The following is a 6,712-nucleotide window of genomic DNA, read 5'->3' as shown; positions in this document are numbered from 1 at the left end:
TCCCTCGCCTGCAAAATTTGCGACAGAACCTGCAACAACGCCTAATACAGGGGCGGCGTCCGGAAGAAGTATAATTTGTGACACGTCCGGTTCATTTTGTGTCGGAAAAATATTCTGAATTTTCAATGAATCCAACCGAATTATCAATATTCTGTTGCAATCGGTCGATAGAAAACATCTTTCGTGTTTTGGATCAAAACATAATGCGACCGGTGAAACCGATAGCTGAACGTGCGCAATTTTTTCGAGAGAAACTTCATCATACACGCCTATATATTTACCCAAATAGTTAAGTGTCATCAATCGCCCGCGGAGCCTGTCATGAAAAACCCGCACAGGATCGCCTGGAGAAACAATTACCGAAGTGACTTCACAAGTTATTGTATCAACAGAAGACAGAGTGCCGCTTTTACGCGAGGTTACGAAGAGGCGTCTTTCATCGCAGCTTAAAATACGGCCTTCTGGCATTCTGCCTACCTGTATCTTTTTAGGGGGGGCTTCGGGATCAAATGGGTAAATTACTGTAATGTCATTACTATCCAAATTGACAGAGAATACTTTTGTGCCGTCACGTGTGACGGCAAAAAGATGAGATTTTTTTCCTCCTGTTGGGATCTCCAAGTTGTAGGGCCCAGCAATATCAGGGCGGTGCCAAATAAGTAACTTAGAAGTGCTCTCGGCTAAAACGTACAAACGGTCGTTTGCATCCATTCCTACGCCATGCGGGCGGCGGTTTTTCGTTCCCGTGTCCAAAATATGATGAACAGTACCTTGTGCAACATCGACGGCAAAAACACTGTGTCCACCCTCGCCAACAGTTTTTGAATTAGCTACACCGTAATGTCCAATATACGCAATTGTTTTGGCTCGGTTGAGTACAAATTCGTGCGGAAACTCCGGCAAATTTAGAGTGTAAAGCCTTTTCCCTGTCAGGGCATCGTAATAAGAAAGGCAGTGAGATGATTTTTCTATTAATAGAAGTACTTCTCGCATGGCCGTATTTTATAATTGTGTGACTTCAGGGCAAGAAAAATTGACGGTTTTTACCGGATTTCGGAGTGGTGCTCCCATGATCGGACAGTCAATTTCCATGATGTCAGCATCTTGCAAGATGATGCCATCAGCAAAACTTATGGTCGCTGTGCCGAATAGATGTACGTGGATTTGACCTGGCTGGCGGAACAACGGATACTTGAAATGATGATGCTCAAGATTTGACAGCGCATGTGTCATGTTGCTTTCACCGGAAACAAATTCTTTTTGCCACAATAATTCGCCATTTCTAAAAATCCGGCTGAAACCTTTGACATCACCAGGAAGCGTGCCTACAAATAATTCTGGCCCCAAGCTGCAAGGCCTCAATTTTGAATGTGCCAAATACAGATAGTTTTCACGCTCCATTACATGGTCCGACATCTCGTTCGCGAGTGCGTAGCCCAAACGGAACGGTTGGCCATCTTCCCCAATAAAATATAGCCCTGCAATCTCAGGCTCTTCCCCCATGTTTCTGGCCCACTGCGGGCTTTCCAGACTTTGTCCGCTGGCGCGTAAGATCGTGCCGTCGCCTTTCCAGAACCACTCTGGTTGAACCCCTATTTCGCCTTGTGTTGGTTTTCCGCCTTCAAGACCCATTTTGAAGATTTTCATTGAGTCAGAAAGACTGGTGAAATCGACATTCAGTTTTGCGTGCATCGCATCGCGGGCCTCAATACTTCCCCTATGAGTCAATCCGGTTCCTGTTACTTGTAGGAGTTGAGGGTGCCGCGCGTCGACAGGAGGCAATAAGCTGTTGGAGGCGATCACGTCTTTGTAGTTAAGTTTAGCTGCAACATCCAAATCGTAAACCAACTGCTCAAGTGTTTTTCTCGTACGAATAGAATCTCGGGCAAGGTCTGTAGTATACGAGACTCCGTTTAATACTAGCAGATTTTCTCCAGAGACCCGAGCCACAGCACGTGCTCCGTCATCAATCATAAATTGAACAAGACGCATTGAATCTTCCATAAGTATCAAAATGTTTCGGGAAGCAGTCTTTCAGGAAAGTCCTGATAACAAACTGGGCGCAGAAACCTGCGTATGGATAATGTTCCTACAGATGTTGCCCCAAAATTTGTTGACGCCGGATACGGTCCTCCGTGAACCATACTGTCACAGACTTCGACTCCTGTCGGAAACCCATTTACGATTACGCGTCCAGCTTTACGTTCCAACACAGGTAGAAGTGTTTGCGCTGCTTCAAAATCGCTGCCATCCAAATGGAGCGTGCAAGTCAGTTGCCCCTCTAGGTTTCGGGCGAAGTTGTACATCTGCTCAAGGTTTTCAGTGCGAACAGCTATTCCTACAGGGCCGAAAACCTCTTGTTGCAATACTGGATTTTCCTGCCAATCGCTATACTTGAACATATACAAATGCGGGACTGCATGCCGGCCGTGGCAAGGGGCCTTGACAAGTTCTGTTGCTCCGGGGATCGCAGCAATTCGCTCCGTTCCTTCACGATATGCTTTTGCAATGCCATCCGTTAGCATAATCTGCTGATTTGCATCTACCAATCCCTCGACCGCAGCCGCAATCATTGCATCGCCATCAGGCCCTTCAGGGATAACCGCTACTCCGGGGTTGGTGCAGAACTGCCCCACTCCTTGACTCAGTGAAGCTGCCCATCCTTTTCCAATTTCCGTACTATGTGTCATCATTGCGCCAGGCAAGATGAGTATCGGATTGATTGATCCGAGCTCTCCGTAAAACGGGATGGGATTGGCTCGCCGAGCACAAAGATCAAAGAGAGCTCGTCCACCTCGTAGAGACCCAGTAAAGCCAACGGCAGTGATCAACTTATGCTGAACTAGCCATTCACCCACTTGGTGTTGATCCCCCTGAATCAGGGAAAAAACACCCGGCTCAATTTTACTAGATAATACTGCGGCTTCAATTGCTCGCGCGACTGTTTCGCTTGTGCCGGGATGTGCCGGATGTCCTTTGACAATCACTGGGCAACCGGCAGCCAGGGCCGCTGCTGTATCCCCTCCGGCAACAGAGAATGCAAGTGGGAAATTCGACGCGCCGAATACTACAACCGGACCAATTGGCCGCTGTATCAGCCTTAGATCAGGTCGCGGCGCTTCTTTTCTTTCAGGTTGGGCCTGATCATGGCGCAGATCCAGATACCCACCAATTTCGAGATGCTTAGCAAATTGACGAAGTTGATTAACAGTTCGACCATGCTCTCCGCTCAGGCGCGGCGTAGGCAATCCTGTCTCGTTTGAAGCAATATCAACAATTTCTTGTTTTCTTGCATCAATTTCATCTGCTATAGTTTGGAGAAACGCTGCGCGCTCTGCGCGTGTTAGCCAGCCATAGGTTTCAAACGCGGCCTCGGCGCCCGCAGCGGCCGTATCAACAAGACCGTGTGGACACTGAGCAAAATCCATTGATGATCCTGAGGCAGGAGAGGATGCAAATGTGGTGGTTCCTCCGACCCATCGTCCCAAGATAAAATGGCGTCCGGTCAATGATGCTGCTAAGTGTGCTGTCTGACGATGTTCAGGCGTTTTCATCGCAAACCTTCCAAAAAGTCATGCATTTTGCGGTTGCTGGCGATATTCAAACACATGAGGAACGCGTTGACGGTCGGAACGACAGTTGCTTTATTTTGGCCTGCAATATCATACGCAGTTCCATGAGCCGGTGTGGTTATTATTGTCGGAAGTCCCGCCAATACTGAAACACCTTGATCAAATCCGAGTAATTTTATCGCGATTTGCCCCTGATCATGATACATTGACACGACCGCATCATAGGCTCCCTCGCGCACTTTTAACCAAAGCGTGTCTGCCGGAACCGGACCTACGCAATTCACGTTTTTTTCTTGTGCCAGTCGGACGGCAGGGCGAATATACTTCGCTTCTTCATCACCCATTAAACCGCCATCGCCTGCATGTGGATTGAGGGCGGCTACAACAATGCGGGGGTTATCAAATCCAGCCGCTTTCAGGGTATGGTTGGTTAGATGAATACTTTGTTCGATCCGTTCGATCGACAAGAGATTAGGCACATCACGCAGCGCGACGTGACTGGTAACCCGCCCATTCCACATACCCCTAACCACGTTAAATTCGCTCGGTCTCGTTGAAAGCTTGAAAAAGTCTGTCGCGTATGCGATTTCATCAGTGAATTGGCTGCCCGCGAGATGCATACATTCCTTGTTGAATGGCATAAAGACGACCCCATCGACGGTGCTATCTCTGGAGAGCTCTAGTGCGCGGTGGAAGCCTCGAATTGAGGAATTCCCGCCGATTGCTGTAGCTTGTGATGGCCGAACATCACGAATACCGGCAAAGTGCATGTCCAAATGAAGTATTTCACCGGCACTGATCTCGACAGCTGTATCTGGCGGCGCATGGCGCACGCCATTTATGGAAATTCCCGTCTGCTCTTCCCCGAGCTTGAAAACAGCAGGATCGCCTATAATAACAAGATTTGCGGACTTACGAACCTCATCGCAATTCAATAGTTTGATAAGTAACTCTGGACCAATTCCGGCTGGGTCACCCTGGACTATCGCCAGCGTTTTACGATTTGTGTCTTTATTATGATACATCATCGCATGAACTCATTCTTTGTTTGAAAGAGCAATTGTCACATTTGTGATTGCTGTTTCGAGGTGCCGGCGTAGTTGTGTTGCAGTGTCGCGCGGATCGCGCCGTTTTATGGCTTCCACGATATCAATGTGCTGACCTAAATTTCTGTTGCGCTCCCCCCGTAGTTTCGATGAAATGTATCTCGCTCGCCATAATCTAGAATTATACTGCTCATGGGTGACAAAAAGCGGCTTGTTTCTTGAGTATTTTACTATTGTGGAGTGAAAGAGCATGTCCATTTGAAAATATTCGATATTATCTGATTTTTTTTCGTTCAATTTCATCTGGATCTGCATTCTTGACAGCTCCTCTATCTCTTCATCGGTAGCGAAGCTGCAGCAGTTTTCTCCGGCCAGCGCTTCCAAAGAACCTAGAACCTGGAAATTATGCTTAATTTCTTCAATAGAGGGGTTTGCCACTCGAGGGCGGCGTGTTGCGCCATATTCGATCAAACCTTCATTCTCTAGAATACGAATTGCTTCCTTTAGAGGCGTTCGACTTACCCCAAGTCCTGCAGCCAAATCGCGTTCGGAGAACGCCAAACCTGGCTTCAGCTTTTCGAGCAATATCAATTCCCTCAACGCACTCACAATCTCAGATGCAAGACTTCTGCGTGACGATATGCGAATACTATCTTTAATTATGTTTGATTTTATTTCGTCAGTTGTTTTCATAATCGAGGTCCGCCTTGACTTATTCTATAATATCGAATTCGTTGATATAATTACTAGATAATGACACTCCTAATCCGGGCATACTATCACTTAAATGTAGTTTACCGCCCACTGAGTTTGGCTCACCATCAAAAATATAATAAAATAATTCATTACCAATCTCTACTTCATTTACGGGAAAGTATTCTGAGATCATGCAGTTTGTATTCGCCATGGTAAGATGATAGTTATGCATCTGCCCTGCGTGTGGAACTACAGGAACTTGAAAAGCTTCTGCAATAGCATTGATTTTTTGCGCGGCTGTTATGCCGCCGACGCGATTAGTGTCATATTGAAGTACACTGACAGATTTCTTCAATATCAGGTCTTTACACCCTATAACCGAAAACTCATGCTCTCCACCGGAGATAGGAACGATGCCCATGCGATTGAGCTCGCAATAACCTTCGATATCGTCAGCAAGCACGGGTTCTTCGAGCCAACGAAGTTCGTATTTTTCAAGTTTGGGCAGCATTCTTTTGGTATAGTCAAGGTTCCATCCCATATAACAATCAGCCATTAAGTCGACATTGTAGCCAAGCACCTCGCGGACAGCTTCTACACGTTTTAGATTTTCGCGCATTCCTGCCATGCCATCGCTGGGGCCGTAGCCAAATCGCATCTTGTAGCCTAGGTATCCCTGCGTGAGAGCAGCAGCGGCTTCTTCTTGCATGATTTCAATATTATTGTTGTATAGTTTTGAGTAGTATACTGGGATTGATTCCTTGGTTCTTCCTCCAAGAAGCTTGAAAACCGGTTTGTTTGTCAACTTGCCCATAAGATCCCACAAAGCAATATCAATTGCCGAAATTGCAGCTATACCAATGCCCTTTCGTCCCCACGCATGGGTTTTACGATACATTTTTTCCCACAAGTATGCGTAATCAAATGGATCTTCGCCGATCACCATCGGAGCATAGTAAGTATCTATTGCATACTTTAAAATCGTAGGGGCAAGGGCCGCATTCCCGATGCCGACCACACCGCACTCGGTTTCCACTTCACATGTAAGCCATTCGTGAAACTTGAAGGATGTCATGGTATGGGAATTACTGAAGACTATACTGGAGGCGTTTGCGCAAAAATTCTTATTCAAATCAGCAGTATTACCGATCCATCTCCAAACCTTGACTCTTACATTCTTAATTTTTGCCATTTCCGGGCTCCAATTTAGTTCACTCAAATATAATGGTGATTACTCCAACGGCTAAAGCCGGCGGCTACAGGTTACGGTTTAAAGCTGGATTGGTCCGCCTTCCGGCGGATTATGCGACCTGAAAGTCATCATCCGGCTCCGGAGGCTTTTGGTTATTGATGTACTCTTTCCAAACAGAGTTATTGTCAAATCTGGTGTCCAAGCAG

6 protein-coding genes are annotated in these 6,712 nt (G+C 46.7%); all 6 read right to left on the bottom strand.

All coding sequences use genetic code 11. From position 1 onward, the window contains the following. The coding region (locus E1297_RS05465; protein WP_155134965.1) for a YncE family protein at nt 1–993 on the bottom strand (993 nt) is incomplete at its 3' end. 9 nt (nt 994–1,002) lie between these two features. After that, a complete protein-coding gene (araD1, locus tag E1297_RS05460) occupies nt 1,003–1,992 on the bottom strand; it encodes an AraD1 family protein (RefSeq protein ID WP_155134962.1) in 990 nt (329 codons plus the stop codon). A 17-nt stretch (nt 1,993–2,009) separates the two neighbouring features. Further along, complete coding sequence (locus E1297_RS05455; protein ID WP_155134958.1) at nt 2,010–3,554, bottom strand: aldehyde dehydrogenase (NADP(+)); 1,545 nt, start codon at nt 3,552–3,554, stop codon at nt 2,010–2,012. Further along, nucleotides 3,551–4,600, bottom strand: coding sequence for a 4-hydroxythreonine-4-phosphate dehydrogenase PdxA (locus E1297_RS05450; protein WP_244327647.1), 1,050 nt, complete (start codon nt 4,598–4,600; stop codon nt 3,551–3,553). Before E1297_RS05450 ends, E1297_RS05455 begins: the two co-directional genes overlap by 4 nt. 9 nt (nt 4,601–4,609) lie before the next feature. Then, entirely contained in the window at nt 4,610–5,311 is a 702-nt protein-coding gene (locus E1297_RS05445) for a GntR family transcriptional regulator (protein ID WP_155134954.1), read from the bottom strand. Nucleotides 5,312–5,330: 19 nt separating this feature from the next. Continuing rightward, complete coding sequence (locus tag E1297_RS05440) at nt 5,331–6,506, bottom strand: L-rhamnonate dehydratase (protein ID WP_155134951.1); 1,176 nt, start codon at nt 6,504–6,506, stop codon at nt 5,331–5,333. Nucleotides 6,507–6,712 lie beyond the last annotated feature (206 nt).

It is taken from the genome of Roseibium sp. RKSG952 (assembly GCF_009711355.1).
The sequence above is the reverse complement of the archived record's forward strand: the minus strand, read 5'-3'. Positions and strand labels throughout refer to the sequence as shown.